The following is an 18,187-nucleotide window of genomic DNA, read 5'->3' on the forward strand; positions in this document are numbered from 1 at the left end:
GTGTTATTTCATCAATACTGAAGGATTATCCTCATGTACCAGGATCTTATTCGTAACGAACTGAACGAAGCGGCGGAAACGCTGGCGAACTTTCTGAAAGATGATGCCAATATTCATGCTATTCAGCGCGCGGCGGTCCTGCTTGCCGACAGCTTTAAAGCTGGCGGTAAAGTGCTCTCCTGCGGTAACGGCGGTTCCCACTGCGACGCCATGCACTTCGCTGAAGAGCTGACGGGACGCTATCGCGAAAACCGTCCGGGCTACCCGGCGATTGCGATTTCCGACGTGAGCCACATCTCCTGCGTAGGCAACGACTTCGGTTACGACCACATCTTTTCCCGCTACGTTGAAGCCGTAGGCCGTGAAGGTGACGTGCTGCTGGGGATTTCGACCTCCGGTAACTCCGCTAACGTAATCAAAGCGATTGCCGCCGCGCGTGAGAAGGGCATGAAAGTGATCACCCTGACCGGGAAAGATGGCGGTAAGATGGACGGTACGGCGGACATTGAAATCCGTGTTCCACACTTCGGTTATGCGGACCGCGTTCAGGAAATTCACATCAAAGTGATCCACATCCTGATTCAACTGATCGAAAAAGAGATGGTTAAGTAAGAAGGCTATTTTATTTGCCATTTTGAATGCGGGCAGTGCTCGAAATCCTCACGTACTACGTGTACGCTCCGGTTTCTGCGCGCTGTCCGAATCCAAACTGGCTGCAACAATTACGCCTTCCTGCGTTAAGGCGTTTTGTGGAGGTGCTGTATGTGCGAACTGCTCGGGATGAGCGCCAATGTGCCAACCGATATCTGCTTTAGTTTCACCGGGCTGGTGCAGCGCGGTGGAGGAACCGGGCCGCATAAAGACGGCTGGGGCATTACCTTCTACGAAGGCAAAGGATGTCGCACGTTCAAAGATCCACAGCCCAGCTTTAACTCACCCATTGCCAGACTGGTGCAGGATTACCCCATTAAATCCTGTTCGGTGATCGCGCATATCCGTCAGGCGAACCGCGGCGAAGTGGCGCTGGAAAACACCCATCCTTTTACACGCGAGCTGTGGGGCCGTAACTGGACCTACGCACATAACGGGCAGCTTACGGGTTATAAATCACTGGAGACGGGCAACTTCCGTCCGGTCGGTGAAACGGACAGTGAGAAAGCGTTCTGCTGGCTGCTCCACAAGCTGACGGAGCGTTATCCCCGCACGCCCGGCAACATGGCCGCCGTGTTTAAATACATTGCTTCGCTGGCGTCTGAGCTGCGTGAAAAAGGCGTGTTTAATATGCTGCTGTCCGACGGACGCTACGTGATGGCGTTCTGCTCGACGAACCTGTTCTGGATCACCCGCCGCGCGCCGTTTGGGGTTGCAAAGCTGCTCGATCAGGATGTGGAGATAGACTTTCAGAAAGAGACCACACCGAACGATGTGGTCACAGTCATTGCGACGCAGCCGCTGACGGGCAACGAAGCCTGGCAGAAGATCATGCCAGGCGAGTGGGTGCTATTTTGTCTCGGGGACCGCGTAATTTGACGCCAGCTGCGGCTGAACCACTTCATGGCTGAGCGGTTTACTCACCACGTAACGGCCATTGACGATGGACACCACCGGCGGTTTATGGGTCTGCTCGAAGTAGTCATAGCCCGGTTTTAACTGTTTCCAGAAATCCGTGTAAACGGAGTACTTATGGCGCGCCATATTCGCATCCGTCATACGGAACGGATAGATGCTGACCTGAACATTCGGCTGGCCGAAGACCAGTGCGCCCGTGACAAACTGGAAAATCTCATCAATGCCGGAATCCGTCATCGCATAACAGCCGACAGACACGCAGGCACCGTGGATCATCAGGTATTTACCTTCGTAACCGTGAGCACGGTCAAAGGCATTGGGGAAACCGATGTTAATCGCTTTATAAAAGCGGCTGTCCGGTTTTAGCTGGTTACGCTGAACGTTGTAAAACCCTTCCGGACTTTTAAAGTCGCCCTGACGCTGTTTCGGTCCCAGCCCACCAGAATAGTTACAGATTTTGTAGCTATCGAGCAGCTGATACGTCTCGCCCATTTTGACAAACAGATCGAGTGTGCGCTCTTCCTTGAAGATTTGAATATAAACCGGGGATCCCATCAACTGCTGTTTATACTCTTTGCTGACCGGCGTCGTTGAACTATTACTGCCAAGCAGCCCGGCAAACGACATGCACGGTATCAGAAGCATCGCAATGAACAATGCGATTTTACGCATACTACTGGTTCCTTGATAAAACAATGACCAACTTGCCAGAACGGCAAAAGACACCCGAAATCAGACTAATCTGGACAGGAGCGCTCACATTAGCACCGATGGAGATTTTCGCAAGAGCCAACCTTTGCGTTTACAAATTAGTTTTACTTTATAACCCATTCACAGACTCCTGACTCCAGGAACTTTGCGCAATAGCTCGCATTTCGGCGCGCCGGACGGCGGATTTACTGCCCTTGCGCGGGCCGAAAATGGTACACTCCGGCCTCTCTGGATTGTTGTTCATGGATACCTGCTAAACACATGTTTAAAATCAGAAAAGGACTCGATCTGCCAATCTCTGGCGTGCCTGAACAGCACGTGACCACCGGCGCCAGTGTTCATCATGTCGCTATTGTGGGTGATGATTACGTGGGCATGCGACCTGCGATGCTGGTTCAGGAAGGCGATCGGGTAATAAAAGGCCAGGCGCTTTTCGAGGATAAAAAAAATCCTGGCGTTATGTTTACAGCCCCTGCCAGCGGCGTCGTCGTCGCCATCCATCGTGGTGAGCGTCGCGTCCTGCAATCGGTTGTTATTCAAATTGAAGGCGATGAGAAACGCGAATTTGCGCGTTTTGACGACGCCGATCTCGCCACCCTCAGCCGCGAAGCGGTGCAGGCTCAACTGCTGGAGTCGGGACTGTGGACGGCGCTTCGCACGCGCCCGTTTAGCAAAACGCCCGTGCCAGGCACGGTGCCAGCCGCTATCTTCGTGACGGCCATCGACACCAACCCGCTCAGCGCGGACCCGCAGCCTGTTATCCTGGCCGAACGAAAAGCCTTTGATGCCGGTCTCACCGTGTTAACGCGTCTGACGCCGGGTAAAGTGCATGTCTGCCAGGCCAGCGGCGGTAAGCTTGGCGGGCATCCGCAAGGGCAGGTCGCTTTTAACGAATTTGCCGGCCCGCATCCGGCCGGGCTGGTGGGAACGCATATTCATTTCCTGGAGCCGGTGAGCCTGACGAAACAGGTCTGGCATCTTAATTATCAGGACGTGACTGCTATTGGTAAGCTGTTCACCACGGGTGAGCTGTGCGCTGAACGGATCGTCGCTATCGGCGGGCCGCAGGCCGTAAACCCGCGTCTGGTTAAAACGCTTCTGGGAGCAGACATTAACGTACTGCTTGCGGGGGAAACGAAAGAGGGTGAAAACCGCCTGATTTCCGGTTCGGTACTCAGCGGCCGCCGCGCTGTAAATGCGCACGCGTACCTGGGGCGTTTCCATCTTCAGGTGAGCGTGGTACTTGAAGGGCGCGAGAAAGAGCTGTTCGGCTGGGTACTGCCTGGCGCAGAAAAATACTCCGTAACCCGCACCACGCTGGGCCACTTCCTGCGTCATAAGCTGTTTAATTTCTCCACCAGCACGAACGGCGGTGAGCGCGCAATGGTTCCGATTGGCAACTACGAACGTGTAATGCCGCTGGATATTCTGCCCACCGTGCTGCTGCGCGATCTTCTTGCCGGTGATACCGACGGCGCCCAGGCGCTGGGCTGTCTGGAGCTGGATGAAGAAGATCTGGCGCTTTGTACCTATGTGTGTCCAGGTAAATACGAATATGGACCCGTATTGCGCGAGGTGTTAACCCGCATTGAGCAGGAAGGATAACCATGGGCTTAAAACACCTCTTTGAAAAAATTGAGCCGCACTTTACCGAAGGGAAGCTCAAAAAGTACTACCCGCTGTATGAAGCGACATCGACCATTTTCTACACGCCGGGTCTGGTGACAAAAGGCGCGGCGCACGTTCGCGACGCCATCGACCTCAAGCGAATGATGATTCTGGTCTGGTTTGCGGTCTTCCCGGCCATGTTCTGGGGGATGTATAACGTTGGGTTGCAGACTATTCCGGCGCTGCACCATATGTACGATGCAGAGCAGCTGGCGCAGGTGATCCAGTCTGACTGGCACTATCGTCTGGCGCAGTCACTGGGAGTGAGTTTTGCGGCAGATGCTGGCTGGATCAGCATGATGACGCTGGGCGCTGTCTTCTTCCTGCCGATCTACATGACCGTCTTTATCGTGGGCGGTTTCTGGGAAGTTCTGTTCGCTATTATTCGCAAGCATGAGATCAACGAGGGTTTCTTTGTCACCTCTATTCTGTTTGCGCTGATTGTTCCGCCAACGCTGCCGCTCTGGCAGGCGGCGATGGGGATCAGCTTTGGCGTGGTCATTGCCAAAGAGATCTTCGGCGGAACCGGACGCAACTTCCTGAACCCGGCACTGGCAGGGCGAGCGTTCCTGTTCTTTGCTTATCCGGCGCAAATCTCGGGCGACCTGGTGTGGACGGCTGCGGACGGCTTCTCCGGCGCGACGCCACTTTCACAGTGGGCGGCAGGCGGCGGCGAAACGCTGGTCAATAATGCAACCGGACAGGCTGTGACCTGGTTTGATGCGTTTATCGGCAATATTCCGGGCTCCATTGGTGAAGTGTCTACCCTGATGATTCTGATCGGCGGGGCCATCATCCTCTTTGGCCGCGTGGCGTCCTGGCGCATAGTCGCGGGCGTCATGCTCGGGATGGTACTCACTGCCACGCTTTTCAATTTCATTGGTTCAGACACTAACCCGATGTTCTCCATGCCGTGGTACTGGCACCTCGTGCTGGGAGGCTTTGCGTTTGGCATGATGTTCATGGCCACCGATCCCGTCTCGGCTTCGTTTACCGACAGAGGTAAATGGTGTTACGGCGCGCTCATTGGGGTGATGTGTGTACTGATTCGCGTGGTCAACCCGGCCTATCCGGAAGGGATGATGTTGGCCATTCTGTTTGCCAATCTGTTTGCGCCGCTGTTCGACTACCTGGTCGTGCGCGCCAACATTAAGCGGAGGAAGGCGCGTGGCTGAAATTAAAAATAACGACAGCATCAGCAAAACGCTGCTGGTGGTGCTGGTACTGTGCCTGGTCTGTTCCATCGTGGTAGCCGGTTCTGCCGTAGGGTTAAAACCGCTACAGCAAGAGCAACGAGCGCTGGATAAACAGCGTAACATCCTGGCCGTGGCCGGGCTGATGCAGGAAGGCATGACGAAGGATGACGTCGCCGCGGTGTTTGCCGAACGTATTACCGCACGGCTGGTGGATTTAAAAACCGGCGAGCTGATGGATAAAGACCCGGCGAAATACAACCAGGCGCTGGCGCTGAAAGATCCGCAGATGAGCACCACGCTTGACGCCTCGCAGGATCCGGCAGGCATTAAGCGCCGCAGCAATGTCGCGGAGATTTACCTCGTTCGTGACGAGCAAAAACGTGTACAGGAAGTGGTGTTGCCCATCTACGGCAACGGCTTGTGGTCGATGATGTACGCCTTCGTGGCGCTGGATACCGATGGCCGTACGGTCAAAGGGATCACTTATTACGATCAGGGCGAAACGCCGGGGCTGGGTGGGGAAGTTGAGAACCCTAACTGGCGAGCACAGTTTGTCGGTAAAAAAGTGCTCGACGACAACGGCCAGCCTGCGCTGAAAGTGGTGAAAGGCGGCGCGCGTCCCGGCGATGAATTTGCCGTTGATGGCCTTTCCGGCGCCACGCTCACCTCTAACGGGGTGCAGCACAGCTTTGATTTCTGGATGGGTGAACTGGGCTTTGGTCCCTTCCTGAAGAATGTACGTGAAGGAGCGCTGAATAATGGCTGATACGGGTGAACTGAAAGAAGTTAAAAAGGTACTGATTGGCCCACTTTTAGCCAATAACCCGATAACGCTTCAGGTGCTGGGTGTGTGCTCGGCTCTGGCGGTGACCACCAAGCTGGAAACGGCGGTGGTCATGACGCTGGCGGTAACGCTGGTGACAGCGTTCTCCAGCATGTTTATCTCAATGATCCGCCACCACATACCTAACAGCGTGAGGATCATCGTGCAGATGGCGATCATCGCCTCGCTGGTGATCGTGGTCGATCAGCTGCTGCGCGCCTTCGCTTATGAAACCTCTAAGCAGCTCTCGGTGTTTGTTGGTCTGATTATCACCAACTGCATCGTGATGGGGCGTGCTGAAGCCTATGCGATGAAGATGCCGCCGCTGGCGAGCTTTATGGACGGTATCGGCAACGGCCTGGGTTACGGCGTGATCCTGTTGACGGTCGGTTTCCTGCGCGAACTTATTGGCAGCGGCAAGCTGTTTGGCATTCCGGTGCTGGATACGGTACAGAACGGCGGCTGGTATCTGCCGAACGGCCTGTTCCTGCTGGCGCCAAGCGCATTTTTCATTATCGGTTTGCTGATCTGGCTGATTCGTACGTTGAAGCCTGAACAGCAGGAAAAGGAGTAACCGACAATGGCTCATTACCTGAGTTTATTTGTGCGCGCGGTGTTTGTTGAAAACATGGCGCTCGCCTTCTTCCTTGGCATGTGTACATTCCTTGCCGTTTCTAAAAAGGTCTCGACGGCATTTGGTCTCGGGGTGGCGGTCACCGTTGTGCTGGGGCTTTCCGTTCCGATTAACAACCTGGTGTTCAACTTCGTGCTGCGGGACAGCGCGCTGGTGGAGGGGATTGATCTCAGCTTCCTGAACTTCATCACCTTCATCGGGGTGATTGCGGCGCTGGTGCAAATCCTGGAGATGATCCTCGATAAGTATTTCCCGTCGCTGTACAACGCGCTGGGGATCTTCCTGCCGCTGATCGCGGTGAACTGCGCCATTTTCGGTGGCGTCTCGTTTATGGTTCAGCGCGATTACAACTTCAGTGAATCGGTTGTGTATGGTTTCGGTTCCGGTATCGGCTGGATGCTGGCGATTGTCACCATGGCGGGGATCCGTGAAAAAATGAAATATGCCAACGTGCCTGCGGGTCTTCGTGGCTTAGGGATCACCTTTATCACCACCGGCCTGATGGCGTTGGGCTTTATGTCCTTCTCCGGTGTGCAGCTATAAGGGCTAACAGATGGAAATTATTCTTGGCGTGGTGATGTTCACGCTGATAGTACTGGTGCTGTCAGGGCTGATCCTGGCGGCGCGTGCGAAGCTGGTCAATTCCGGGGATGTGATCATTGATATCAATGATGATCCACAGAACCAGATCCGTACCCCGGCAGGGGATAAGCTGCTCAACACCCTCTCCGGCAACGGGATATTTGTCTCGTCTGCCTGTGGCGGCGGTGGCTCCTGTGGACAGTGCCGTGTGAAGGTTAAAGAGGGTGGCGGTGATATTCTGCCAACGGAACTGTCGCATATCACGAAGCGTGAAGCGAAAGAGGGATGCCGTCTGGCGTGTCAGGTCGCCGTGCGCCAGAACATGAAGATTGAGCTGCCGGAGGAGATCTTCGGCGTGAAAAAATGGGAGTGCGAAGTTATCTCTAACGATAACAAAGCCACGTTCATTAAAGAGCTCAAGCTGCGTGTCCCTGAAGGGGAGAGCGTCCCGTTCCGCGCGGGCGGGTATATTCAGATTGATTGTCCGGCACACACTGTAGCGTATGCCGACTTCGATGTACCTGAAGAGTACCGGGCAGACTGGGATAAATTTAACCTCTTCCGCTTTGTTTCCGAGGTAAAAGAGCCAGCGCTTCGCGCCTATTCCATGGCGAACTACCCGGAAGAGAAGGGCATTATTATGCTCAACGTGCGTATCGCTACGCCGCCGCCGAATGTGCCTGATGCACCGCCTGGCGTGATGTCGTCGTATATCTGGTCCCTCAAGCCTGGCGACAAAGTGACGATTTCTGGCCCGTTCGGTGAGTTCTTTGCCAAAGATACCGACGCGGAAATGGTCTTTATCGGCGGTGGTGCGGGTATGGCGCCGATGCGTTCGCATATCTTTGACCAGCTCAAACGACTCGGCAGCAAGCGTAAGATCAGCTTCTGGTATGGGGCGCGTTCACTGCGTGAAATGTTCTACGACGATGAGTTTGAACAACTGGCGCGTGATAACCCTAACTTTACCTTCCACGTGGCGCTATCCGATCCGCAGCCGGAAGATAACTGGACAGGTTATACGGGCTTCATCCACAACGTGCTGTATGAAAACTACCTGAAACAGCATCCGGCACCGGAAGACTGCGAGTTTTATATGTGCGGTCCGCCAATGATGAACGCCGCCGTGATCAAGATGCTCAAAGATCTTGGGGTGGAAGATGAGAACATCATGCTCGATGATTTCGGAGGCTGATTATGCTGACCTTTCTGGCGACTTTTGCGGTGTTTGTGCTGGTGATCTTCGGTATGTCTTTAGGCTGGATCATCAAGCGTAAAAGCATTCAGGGCAGCTGCGGAGGCATCTCTTCCATCGGTATGGAAAAGGTATGTGACTGCCCTGAGCCGTGCGATGCACGGAAAAAGCGGATGGCTCGCGAGCAGCAACGCATTATTTAGTCTTCCTGGTCGGGTAAGGCAAAGCCGCTACCCGACAATTCCCACGCACACTTCTCAACCCTCATTTCTTTACTGTATACTTATCCAGTAAAGAGTGAGGGCTTACTATGCGCAAAATAATCCATGTCGATATGGACTGCTTTTTTGCCGCAGTGGAGATGCGTGACAACCCGGCGCTGCGGGATATTCCCATCGCCATTGGCGGCAGCCGCGTTCAGCGCGGTGTGATCAGCACCGCCAACTACCCTGCACGCAAATTTGGCGTACGCAGCGCCATGCCGACCGCGATGGCGCTGAAACTGTGCCCGCATCTCACTCTTCTGCCCGGACGTTTTGATGCCTACAAAGAAGCGTCGAGCCACATTCGGGAGATCTTCTCCCGCTACACCTCCCTGATTGAACCGTTATCGCTGGATGAAGCCTATCTGGATGTCACCCACAGCGTGCACTGCCACGGCTCCGCCACCCTGATGGCACAGGAGATCCGCCAGACTATTTTTAACGAGCTTAATCTCACGGCATCGGCAGGCGTTGCGCCGGTAAAGTTTCTTGCCAAAATCGCCTCCGATTTAAATAAGCCCAACGGCCAGTACGTCATCACCCCGGAAGAGGTTCCGGCGTTTTTAAAAACGCTGCCGCTCAGTAAAATTCCCGGTGTGGGTAAAGTCTCCGCCGCGAAGCTGGAAAGTATGGGGTTACGCACCTGCGAAGACGTTCAGCGCAGCGATCTGGCGCTGCTGCTTAAGCGTTTTGGCAAGTTTGGCCGCGTATTGTGGGAACGCAGTCAGGGTATTGACGATCGTGATGTTAACAACGAACGGCTGCGTAAATCGGTCGGGGTTGAACGCACGCTCAGCGAAGATATTCATGACTGGACCGAGTGTGAAACCATCATTACGGAACAGCTCTATCCTGAGCTTGAACGACGTTTGCTGAAGGTCAAACCGGATCTGCTCATTGCCCGACAAGGCATCAAACTGAAATTTAATGATTTTCAGCAGACGACGCAGGAGCATGTCTGGCCGCGTCTGAACAAAGAGGATCTTATCGCGACGGCGAAAAAGGCGTGGGAAGAGCGGCGGGGTGGGCGAGGCGTCCGGCTGGTGGGGCTGCACGTTACATTGCTGGATCCGCAGCTAGAGCGTCAGTTGGTTCTGGGACTTTAGATTACGCTACTCGTAGGCCCGGTGAGCGTAGCGACACCGGGCAACAGACGAGGAATTACTTCGCAGGGATTGCTTTCAGCAATTCAGTCAGCAGCGTCCAGTAATGACCGACGCTTTCAATGTGAACCTGCTCATCCGGAGAGTGTGGACCGGTGATGGTCGGCCCGATGGAGACCATGTCCATATCCGGATACGGTTTCTTGAACAGACCACACTCCAGACCCGCGTGAATAACCTGAATGTTCGGGGTGCTGTTGAACAGTCGCTGATAAGTTTCACGCACCAGTGCCATGACCGGAGAACTTGCATCCGGCTGCCAGCCCGGGTAGCTACCTTTTGCAGACGTTTTCGCGCCCGCCAGGGTACCCAGAGATTCCAGCATGCTCACAACGTACTCCTTACCGCTGTCGATCAGGGAGCGGATCAGGCAGATGATCTCTGCGCTGTCGTCGCCCATGGTCACCACGCCCACGTTCAGGGAGGTTTCCACCACGCCTTTTGCGACATCTGAATTGCGGATCACGCCGTTTGGCGTTGCGTTCAGCAGTTGAACAAACGAGTCACGAGACTGTGTGGTCAGCGCGGCTTTATCCGTTGTTACGGACTCCAGCACGACAGTCAGGTTTTTCTCTTTGGCTGACAGTTCGTTTTTCAGGATATCCAGATACACGCTGGCGAGTCTTTTCAGTTCATCCGCTTTCGCCGCAGGCACCGCCACGGTCGCGAAGGCTTCGCGAGGGATCGCGTTACGCAGCGTACCGCCGTTGAAGTCCACCAGGCGCAGATCCAGTTCAGCGGCATGGCCCGCCAGGAAACGTGCCAGCAGTTTGTTGGCGTTGCCCAGGCCCAGGTGAATATCACCGCCGGAGTGACCGCCTTTCAGCCCTTTCAGCGTCAGCTTAAAGGTCTCGAACCCCGCAGGGATCGCTTCGCGGGACAGCGGCAGGGTTGAGATGAAATCGATCCCGCCCGCGCAGCCCATGTAGATCTCACCTTCTTCTTCGGAGTCGGTGTTGATCAGAATGTCTGCTTGCAGCCAGTTCGCCTGGAGACCAAACGCCCCATCCATGCCCGCTTCTTCAGTCATGGTCAGCAGCACTTCCAGCGGACCATGTTCAACGCTGTCGTCAGCCAGCACGGCCAGCGCGGAAGCCATACCAATGCCGTTATCAGCGCCAAGCGTTGTGCCGCGCGCCTTTACCCACTCACCGTCGATGTACGGCTGAATCGGGTCTTTCGTGAAGTCGTGAACGGTGTCGTTGTTTTTCTGCGGAACCATGTCCAGGTGCGCCTGCAATACCACTGGCTTGCGGTTTTCCATACCTGCGGTGGCAGGTTTGCGGATCAGAATGTTGCCAACCTGGTCGCGCTCAGCGTGCAGACCTTTTTCCTTCGCCCAACCCATAATATGTTCGGCAAGTTGTTCTTCGTGATAGGAAGGGTGCGGAATAGAGCAGATTTTGGCAAAAATATCCCACAGCGGCTGTGGAGATAATTGAGACAGTTCAGACACGATAGGTCTCCTTGTCGTTGCGCTGCAAAACAATGTTGCAGGTCACAGGGTTAGCAGGTTAATCGTTACCACAAGACGGGCTTGCGAGATGCAACTGAGAATACCACTTTCTCCCGTGGCTGGTAGCATTAAGCATGTAAAAACTCAGGCTCATGGCGCGTAACACTGGTTTTTAGTGCGTCAGATCTCTATAATCTCGCGCAACCTATTTCCCCCTCGAACACTTTTTAAGCCGTATATAAACAGGCTGGGACACTTCACATGAGCGAAAAATACGTCGTCACCTGGGACATGTTGCAGATTCACGCACGCAAACTGGCTGCGCGTCTGATGCCTTCCGAGCAGTGGAAAGGCATTATTGCCGTCAGCCGTGGCGGTCTGGTACCGGGGGCGCTGCTGGCACGTGAGCTGGGTATTCGTCATGTCGATACCGTATGTATCTCCAGCTATGACCACGATAACCAGCGTGAACTGAAAGTGCTGAAGCGCGCCGAAGGCGACGGTGAAGGCTTTATCGTTATCGACGATCTGGTGGACACCGGCGGTACCGCGGTCGCTATCCGCGAAATGTATCCAAAAGCGCACTTTGTCACTATCTTCGCGAAACCTGCGGGTCGCCCACTGGTTGATGATTACGTGATTGATATCCCGCAGGATACTTGGATTGAACAGCCATGGGATATGGGCGTGGTCTTCGTACCGCCTATTTCTGGCCGTTAATTTCAGTACGTAACTTTACACGCCCGGTTATGCCGGGCGTTGTTCTTTTTAGCCTGCCACGCGTTACAATGGTCTTCATATGACGTATCCATGGAGGCAACGCAATGACGCAGGCGAATCTCACCGAAACTCTCTTCAAACCCCGTTTCAAGCACCCTGAAACGTCGACGCTGGTGCGTCGGTTTAATCCGGGGACAATGCCTGCTGTTCAGTCAGCGTTAGATGGTAAAAACGTGCCCCACTGGTATCGAATGATTAACCGCCTGATGTGGATCTGGCGCGGCATCGATCCGTGTGAAATCCTCGACGTGCAGGCGCGTATCGTAATGAGCGAGTCTGAGCGCACCGACAGCGATCTCTACGATACGGTGGTGGGCTACCGTGGCGGAAACTGGATCTACGAATGGTCAAAGCAGGCCATGCTTTGGCAGCAAAAAGCGAGCCAGGAAGAAGATGCTACGCGCAGCGGCAAGCACTGGCTGCATGCGGCAAACCTGTACAGCATCGCTGCTTATCCGCATCTAAAAGGCGACGAACTGGCGGAGCAGGCGCAGGCGCTGGCAAACCGGGCTTATGAGGAGGCCGCCCAGCGACTGCCTGGTCGGATGCGTGAAATTGAGTTCGCCATTCCCGGCGGCAGCCCGGTGACCGGATTCCTGCACATGCCGGAGGGGGAAGGCCCGTTCCCGACAGTTCTGATGTGCGGTGGGCTGGACTCGTTACAAATCGACTATTACAGCCTGTATGAGCGCTACTTTGCCCCAAAAGGGATCGCCATGCTGACGCTCGATATGCCTTCAATTGGTTTTTCATCCAAATGGAAACTTACGCAAGACTCCAGCCTGCTGCACCAGCATGCATTAAAAGCGCTGGAGAATATCCCCTGGGTTGACCACACCCGGGTAGGCGCGTTTGGCTTCCGCTTTGGCGCTAACGTCGCGGTACGGCTGGCCTACCTTGAATCTTCCCGCCTGAAGGCCGTCGCCTGTCTTGGCCCGGTGGTACATGCTCTGTTAAGCGATCCTGCGCGTCAGGGGAGCGTTCCTGAGATGTATCTCGACGTGTTGGCGAGTCGACTTGGCATGCATGATGCTTCAGACGACGCGTTGCGCATTGAACTTAATCGTTATTCATTAAAGACGCAGGGCTTACTCGGCCGCCGTTGCCCAACCCCGATGATGTCCGGTTTCTGGAAGAACGATCCGTTTAGCCCGGAAGAGGAGTCGCGTTTAATCACGTCGTCATCTGCGGAGGGTAAACTGCTTGAAGTGCCGTTCAGCCCCGTGTACCAGAATTTTGACAAAGCGCTTAAAGAGATTACACGCTGGATCACGAAGAGATTGTGTTAATAGTTTGCTAAATTTCGTTGGTTTGGTAAAACAGTGCTTCACAAAAGGAGATCGCAATGACGTTACCGAGTGGACACCCGAAAAGTAGACTGATTAAGAAGTTCATGGCTCTTGGCCCGTATATTCGAGAAGAGCAGTGTGAAGAGAATCGCTTTTTTTTCGACTGCCTGGCTGTTTGCGTCAACGTGAAGCCTGCACCCGAAAAACGCGAGTTCTGGGGCTGGTGGATGGAAATGGAAGCACAGGAAAACCGTTTTACCTATAGCTATCAGTTTGGCCTGTTTAATAAAGACGGGCACTGGCAGGCGACGAGCATCAAAGATCAGGAAGTGATTGATCGTCTGGAGCATACGCTAAAAGAATTTCACGGCAAAGCACGTGACCTGCTGGCAACGCTGGATCTGAAGCTGGAACCTGCGGACGATTTTTCCAGCGAAGCGGTGAAGTTAAGGGCCTGATGATGTCACTGCGCCGGGTGGCGGCTACGCCTTACCCGGCCTGCAAAATGTACTGTCCTGTAGGCCCGGTAAGCGCAGCGTCACCGGGCACAAAAAAACCGGCCGGGCCGGTTTTTTTATTACCACAGCATCAGAACTGATAGGTCAAGCCCAGCGCAACGATATCATCGCTGCTTACGCCCAGTTTATTATCGTCATCGATCTGGTTGATTTTATAATCAACAAATGCAGACATATTTTTGTTGAAATAATATGTCGCACCTACGTCGATGTATTTCACGATATCTTCATCGCCGATACCTTCGATATCTTTGCCTTTAGACTGCACGTAACCCACCGATGGACGCAGACCAAAGTCAAATTGATATTGCGCGACAACTTCGAAGTTTTGCGCTTTATTTGCAAAGCCGCCGGAAATAGGGGCCATATTGCGGGTTTCGGAATAGATAGTTGCCAGATAAATATCGTTGGCATCATATTTCAAACCGGTTGCCCAGCCTTCTGCTTTTTTACCTTCGCCGCGTGCCTGAAGGTTTTGATCGTTAGTGCGATCGGAGCTGGCATACGCACCAATCACAGAAAAATCGCTGCCGCCGAAGTCATAGCTCAGGGAGGTACCGAAGCCGTCACCGTTTTGCTTCTTCACGTCGCGGTTTTCATTTTTGCCCTGGTATTGCAGGGTCATGTTCAGGCCGTCAACCAGGCCAAAGAAATCGGTATTACGGTATGTGGCCAGACCGGAAGCGCGTTTCGTCATAAAGTTATCGGTCTGTGCCAGGCCGTCACCGCCGAACTCAGGGAACATATCGGTCCAGGCGGCGACGTCATACAGCGCGCCCAGGTTACGGCCATAATCCAGAGAGCCGAAGTCTTTCAGTTTCAGACCAGCAAATGCCAGACGTGTTTTTTGAGAAGAATCGCTTTCAGCTTTGTTACCTGCAAATTCAGCTTCCCAACGTCCGTAGCCCGTCAGCTGATCGTTAATCTGTGTTTCACCCTTAAAGCCGAAACGAACGTAAGTCTGGTCACCATCCTTAGCATCATCATCACTGAGATAGTGCATTGCTTTTACTTTGCCGTACACATCCAGTTTATTACCGTTTTTATTATAAACTTCTGCTGCGTGAACCGATGCTGAAGCAACTACGCCCATTACCACTAATGCCAGAGTGCTCTTTTTCATTTTCAATCCTGATTTTATAAAAACGCGCTAATATTCGCTGAGTAATAAGATTCGGCTTATTACCCCGTGAAAAACAGGAAGGGTTTTATCGTTCGTGGGTGAAAGTTTTATGACAAAGTAAGAATATGTCTAAAAAAGTATGTTTTAATTTTTCAGTAATAAAATTGTCAAAATCTGCCGCTACGCTTCCTGATCCCGCGCAACAAAGTGACGAGTCAGGTACTAAGGCAGTTGGCAACGGGGCTGACACCTGCTAAAACGTCTGACTGACATCATTTTCCCTTATTGTTGAACGGCAGAGAATCATGAGTGACAGCCAGACGCTGGTGGTAAAACTCGGTACCAGTGTGTTAACGGGCGGATCGCGCCGCCTGAATCGTGCCCATATTGTTGAGCTTGTACGTCAGTGCGCTCAGTTGCATGCCGCTGGGCATCGTATTGTAATTGTGACCTCCGGGGCGATTGCCGCCGGGCGTGAACACCTGGGCTACCCCGAACTCCCCGCGACGATCGCCTCCAAACAGCTGCTGGCCGCCGTGGGACAAAGCCGACTCATCCAGCTCTGGGAGCAACTGTTCTCCATCTACGGCATTCATGTCGGGCAGATGCTGCTGACGCGCGCGGATATGGAAGACAGAGAACGTTTCCTGAACGCCCGCGATACGCTGCGCGCGCTGCTTGATAACAATATCGTTCCGGTCATTAACGAAAACGACGCAGTTGCCACCGCTGAAATCAAAGTGGGCGATAACGATAACCTCTCTGCGCTGGCGGCGATTCTGGCAGGGGCCGATAAGCTGCTGCTTCTGACCGATCAGCAGGGGCTGTTTACCGCTGATCCGCGTTCCAATCCACAGGCTGAACTGATCAAAGACGTTCACGGCATTGATGATGCGCTGCGCGCCATCGCGGGTGACAGCGTCTCTGGTCTGGGGACAGGTGGTATGGGCACCAAGCTACAGGCCGCGGACGTGGCGTGCCGGGCCGGTATCGACACTATCATAGCCGCGGGCAGCCGTCCGGGCGTGATAGGTGATGTGATGGAGGGCCTCTCTGTGGGCACGCGCTTCCACGCCCAGGAATCCCCGCTGGAAAACCGTAAACGCTGGATCTTTGGCGCGCCCCCGGCTGGCGAACTGACCGTGGATGAAGGCGCGACCGCCGCTATTCTGGAAAGAGGAAGCTCATTGCTTCCAAAAGGAATTAAAAGCGTGACAGGCAACTTCTCGCGTGGTGAAGTGATCCGAATCCGTAACCTTGAAGGTCGCGACATCGCTCATGGCGTAAGTCGTTATAACAGCGACGCGCTGCGTCGGATTGCTGGCCACCATTCCCAGCAGATCGACGCCATCCTGGGCTATGAATATGGCCCGGTTGCCGTGCATCGCGACGACATGATTATTCGTTAAGGAGCCAGAACATGCTGGAACAAATGGGCGCAGCCGCGAAAGCCGCCTCTTATAAACTGGCGCTCCTTTCCAGCCGCGAGAAAAATCGCGTGCTGGAAAAAATCGCTGATTATCTGGAATCGCAGTCACAGGAAATTTTGCTCGCCAACGAGCAGGATCTGCTGGAAGCGCGTCGCAACGGCTTGAGCGAAGCGATGCTCGACCGTCTGGCGCTGACCCCGGCGCGTCTGAAAGGTATCGCCGACGACGTTCGTCAGGTGTGCAACCTCGCCGACCCGGTAGGGCAGGTGATTGACGGTGGGGTGCTCGACAGCGGGTTACGCCTTGAGCGTCGTCGCGTGCCGCTCGGCGTCATTGGGGTGATTTACGAAGCGCGTCCAAACGTGACGGTGGATGTCGCCTCCCTGTGCCTGAAAACCGGTAACGCCGCTATTTTACGTGGCGGGAAAGAGACCTGGCGCACCAATGCCGCGACGGTAAACGTCATTCAGCAGGCGCTGGAAGAGTGTGGTTTACCGGCGGGAGCCGTGCAGACGATTGAAAGTCCCGACCGTGCGCTGGTCAACGAGATGCTGCGCATGGACAAATACATCGACATGCTGATACCACGCGGCGGCGCGGGTTTGCACAAGCTGTGCCGTGAGCAATCCACCATTCCGGTCATTACCGGCGGGATTGGCGTATGCCACATCGTGGTGGATGACACCGCGGAGATCGAACCTGCGCTGAAGATTATCGTCAACGCTAAAACCCAGCGCCCAAGCACCTGTAATACGGTAGAAACGCTGCTGGTGCATCAGGGCATCGCCAGTACATTCCTGCCAGCGCTGAGCAAGCAGATGGCGGAAAGCGGCGTCACGCTGCATGCGGACGACAAGGCTCTCGCGCTGCTGAAAGACGGTCCGGCGAAGGTCGTTCCGGTTAACGCGGAGCAGTACGACGATGAGTATTTGTCGCTGGATCTGAACGTGAAGGTAGTTGCGGATCTCGATGACGCCATTGCGCATATTCGTGAACACGGAACCCAGCATTCTGATGCGATCCTGACGCACACCTTGCGCAATGCCGATCGTTTTGTGAATGAAGTGGATTCGTCTGCGGTTTACGTCAATGCCTCGACGCGCTTCACCGATGGCGGCCAGTTTGGTCTGGGCGCCGAGGTGGCGGTGAGCACACAGAAGCTGCACGCCCGTGGTCCGATGGGGCTGGAAGCGCTGACCACCTACAAGTGGATCGGCTTCGGTGATGATACCATTCGTGCGTAAATGATCGCGGGTGATGCAAAAATAGCCGTTTGATTCAAAAGGGCATTGACGCATCACCCGGTTAGATCTACTCTTTTGCCCCGTGGTTACGCTCGTAACCGGTCTCTCAGGGCCGATATAGCTCAGTTGGTAGAGCAGCGCATTCGTAATGCGAAGGTCGTAGGTTCGACTCCTATTATCGGCACCATCTTTTCTAATAAAATCATCTAGTTACTGTTGCGTTGTTTTGCTTTTCTTAACACGAATGTGCATTTTTGCGCGTTGTGAGTGTGGCAAAATTGTGGCAGGTACAGTGAGATTGTGTGTGGCTCAATGCAAGGGGATGCTAACAGCATGTGTTACCTTGTAGCTCCCGCCTATCTTGTCTTTTGAGCAATATTACTACTTTGATAGCTTCTGGTTACGGATGCTGTCAGTCCAGTTCACTGCCAGCACAGTTTGGTCTAAAGGATGTTATTACAACAACCTACACGGGGTCCGCTTGGAAAACGGAATCTATGGTCACTCCCGTTTTTGCAACACCGATTTTGACGACAAGTTGGC

The 18,187-nt window shown here is 54.2% G+C and carries 18 protein-coding genes and 1 tRNA gene; 16 read left to right on the top strand and 3 right to left on the bottom strand.

What is annotated here, in order from left to right:
• Window positions 1-33: 33 nt before the first annotated feature.
• On the top strand, window positions 34-612 hold the full coding sequence (gene lpcA, locus ACOTX7_RS20235) for a D-sedoheptulose 7-phosphate isomerase (protein ID WP_003863232.1): 579 nt from the start codon (window positions 34-36) through the stop codon (window positions 610-612).
• Between the two features lie 150 nt (window positions 613-762).
• Window positions 763-1,530, top strand: coding sequence for a class II glutamine amidotransferase (locus ACOTX7_RS20240; protein WP_047355242.1), 768 nt, complete (start codon window positions 763-765; stop codon window positions 1,528-1,530).
• Here the strand turns inward: ACOTX7_RS20240 and dpaA are convergent.
• A complete protein-coding gene (gene dpaA / locus ACOTX7_RS20245; RefSeq protein ID WP_006810008.1) occupies window positions 1,501-2,241 on the bottom strand; it encodes a peptidoglycan meso-diaminopimelic acid protein amidase in 741 nt (246 codons plus the stop codon). The two genes, ACOTX7_RS20240 and dpaA, sit on opposite strands and share 30 nt — an antisense overlap.
• Window positions 2,242-2,541: 300 nt before the next feature.
• Here dpaA and ACOTX7_RS20250 point away from each other — a divergent pair, with 300 nt between their 5' ends.
• The 8 genes from ACOTX7_RS20250 (at window position 2,542) to dinB (ending at window position 9,747) form a co-directional block, all read left to right on the top strand.
• The gene (locus ACOTX7_RS20250) at window positions 2,542-3,885 is read left to right on the top strand and encodes a Na(+)-translocating NADH-quinone reductase subunit A (RefSeq protein ID WP_221925448.1); all 1,344 of its coding nucleotides are present in this window, start codon (window positions 2,542-2,544) and stop codon (window positions 3,883-3,885) included.
• Window positions 3,886-3,887: 2 nt separating this feature from the next.
• Complete coding sequence (locus ACOTX7_RS20255) at window positions 3,888-5,123, top strand: NADH:ubiquinone reductase (Na(+)-transporting) subunit B (protein ID WP_006810006.1); 1,236 nt, start codon at window positions 3,888-3,890, stop codon at window positions 5,121-5,123.
• Window positions 5,116-5,910: a Na(+)-translocating NADH-quinone reductase subunit C gene (locus ACOTX7_RS20260; protein WP_006810005.1), complete on the top strand. Its 795-nt coding sequence runs from the start codon at window positions 5,116-5,118 to the stop codon at window positions 5,908-5,910. Before ACOTX7_RS20255 ends, ACOTX7_RS20260 begins: the two co-directional genes overlap by 8 nt.
• The gene (locus ACOTX7_RS20265) at window positions 5,903-6,541 is read left to right on the top strand and encodes an NADH:ubiquinone reductase (Na(+)-transporting) subunit D (RefSeq protein ID WP_003863219.1); all 639 of its coding nucleotides are present in this window, start codon (window positions 5,903-5,905) and stop codon (window positions 6,539-6,541) included. The genes ACOTX7_RS20260 and ACOTX7_RS20265 overlap by 8 nt, the downstream gene beginning before the upstream one ends.
• 6 nt (window positions 6,542-6,547) lie before the next feature.
• Window positions 6,548-7,144 (top strand): NADH:ubiquinone reductase (Na(+)-transporting) subunit E, encoded by a 597-nt coding sequence (nqrE, locus tag ACOTX7_RS20270; RefSeq protein WP_006810004.1) that lies wholly within the window; start codon window positions 6,548-6,550, stop codon window positions 7,142-7,144.
• Between the two features lie 10 nt (window positions 7,145-7,154).
• The gene (gene nqrF / locus ACOTX7_RS20275) at window positions 7,155-8,378 is read left to right on the top strand and encodes an NADH:ubiquinone reductase (Na(+)-transporting) subunit F (RefSeq protein WP_006810003.1); all 1,224 of its coding nucleotides are present in this window, start codon (window positions 7,155-7,157) and stop codon (window positions 8,376-8,378) included.
• 2 nt (window positions 8,379-8,380) lie between these two features.
• Window positions 8,381-8,581: a (Na+)-NQR maturation NqrM gene (gene nqrM / locus ACOTX7_RS20280; RefSeq protein ID WP_003863212.1), complete on the top strand. Its 201-nt coding sequence runs from the start codon at window positions 8,381-8,383 to the stop codon at window positions 8,579-8,581.
• A gap of 107 nt (window positions 8,582-8,688) precedes the next feature.
• Window positions 8,689-9,747 (top strand): DNA polymerase IV, encoded by a 1,059-nt coding sequence (gene dinB, locus ACOTX7_RS20285; protein ID WP_205922954.1) that lies wholly within the window; start codon window positions 8,689-8,691, stop codon window positions 9,745-9,747.
• A 55-nt stretch (window positions 9,748-9,802) separates the two neighbouring features.
• Here the strand turns inward: dinB and pepD are convergent, their stop codons facing one another.
• Complete coding sequence (pepD, locus tag ACOTX7_RS20290; protein ID WP_221813647.1) at window positions 9,803-11,260, bottom strand: cytosol nonspecific dipeptidase; 1,458 nt, start codon at window positions 11,258-11,260, stop codon at window positions 9,803-9,805.
• Window positions 11,261-11,521: 261 nt separating this feature from the next.
• Between pepD and gpt the strand changes: the two genes are divergently transcribed.
• The 3 genes from gpt to crl all read left to right on the top strand — a co-directional run bounded on the left by gpt (window position 11,522) and on the right by crl (window position 13,787).
• Window positions 11,522-11,980, top strand: a complete 459-nt coding sequence (gpt, locus tag ACOTX7_RS20295; RefSeq protein ID WP_003863205.1) for a xanthine phosphoribosyltransferase — start codon at window positions 11,522-11,524, stop codon at window positions 11,978-11,980.
• Between the two features lie 104 nt (window positions 11,981-12,084).
• On the top strand, window positions 12,085-13,329 hold the full coding sequence (gene frsA, locus ACOTX7_RS20300; protein ID WP_221256955.1) for an esterase FrsA: 1,245 nt from the start codon (window positions 12,085-12,087) through the stop codon (window positions 13,327-13,329).
• Between the two features lie 56 nt (window positions 13,330-13,385).
• The gene (crl, locus tag ACOTX7_RS20305) at window positions 13,386-13,787 is read left to right on the top strand and encodes a sigma factor-binding protein Crl (RefSeq protein ID WP_006809999.1); all 402 of its coding nucleotides are present in this window, start codon (window positions 13,386-13,388) and stop codon (window positions 13,785-13,787) included.
• A 130-nt stretch (window positions 13,788-13,917) separates the two neighbouring features.
• On the opposite strand, the gene phoE is transcribed toward crl, so the two are convergent.
• Window positions 13,918-14,970: a phosphoporin PhoE gene (phoE, locus tag ACOTX7_RS20310; protein WP_221256956.1), complete on the bottom strand. Its 1,053-nt coding sequence runs from the start codon at window positions 14,968-14,970 to the stop codon at window positions 13,918-13,920.
• Window positions 14,971-15,275: 305 nt separating this feature from the next.
• On the opposite strand from phoE, the gene proB reads away from it, so the two are divergent.
• The 3 genes from proB (at window position 15,276) to ACOTX7_RS20325 (ending at window position 17,831) form a co-directional block, all read left to right on the top strand.
• Complete coding sequence (gene proB, locus ACOTX7_RS20315) at window positions 15,276-16,379, top strand: glutamate 5-kinase (RefSeq protein ID WP_006809995.1); 1,104 nt, start codon at window positions 15,276-15,278, stop codon at window positions 16,377-16,379.
• An 11-nt stretch (window positions 16,380-16,390) separates the two neighbouring features.
• Complete coding sequence (gene proA / locus ACOTX7_RS20320; RefSeq protein ID WP_221256957.1) at window positions 16,391-17,644, top strand: glutamate-5-semialdehyde dehydrogenase; 1,254 nt, start codon at window positions 16,391-16,393, stop codon at window positions 17,642-17,644.
• A 111-nt stretch (window positions 17,645-17,755) separates the two neighbouring features.
• Window positions 17,756-17,831, top strand: a tRNA-Thr gene (locus ACOTX7_RS20325).
• The last annotated feature ends 356 nt before the right edge of the window (window positions 17,832-18,187 follow it).

This window comes from Enterobacter cloacae complex sp. IR5418, assembly GCF_049238105.1.
In the GTDB taxonomy this organism is placed as follows: Bacteria; Pseudomonadota; Gammaproteobacteria; order Enterobacterales; family Enterobacteriaceae; genus Enterobacter; species Enterobacter hormaechei.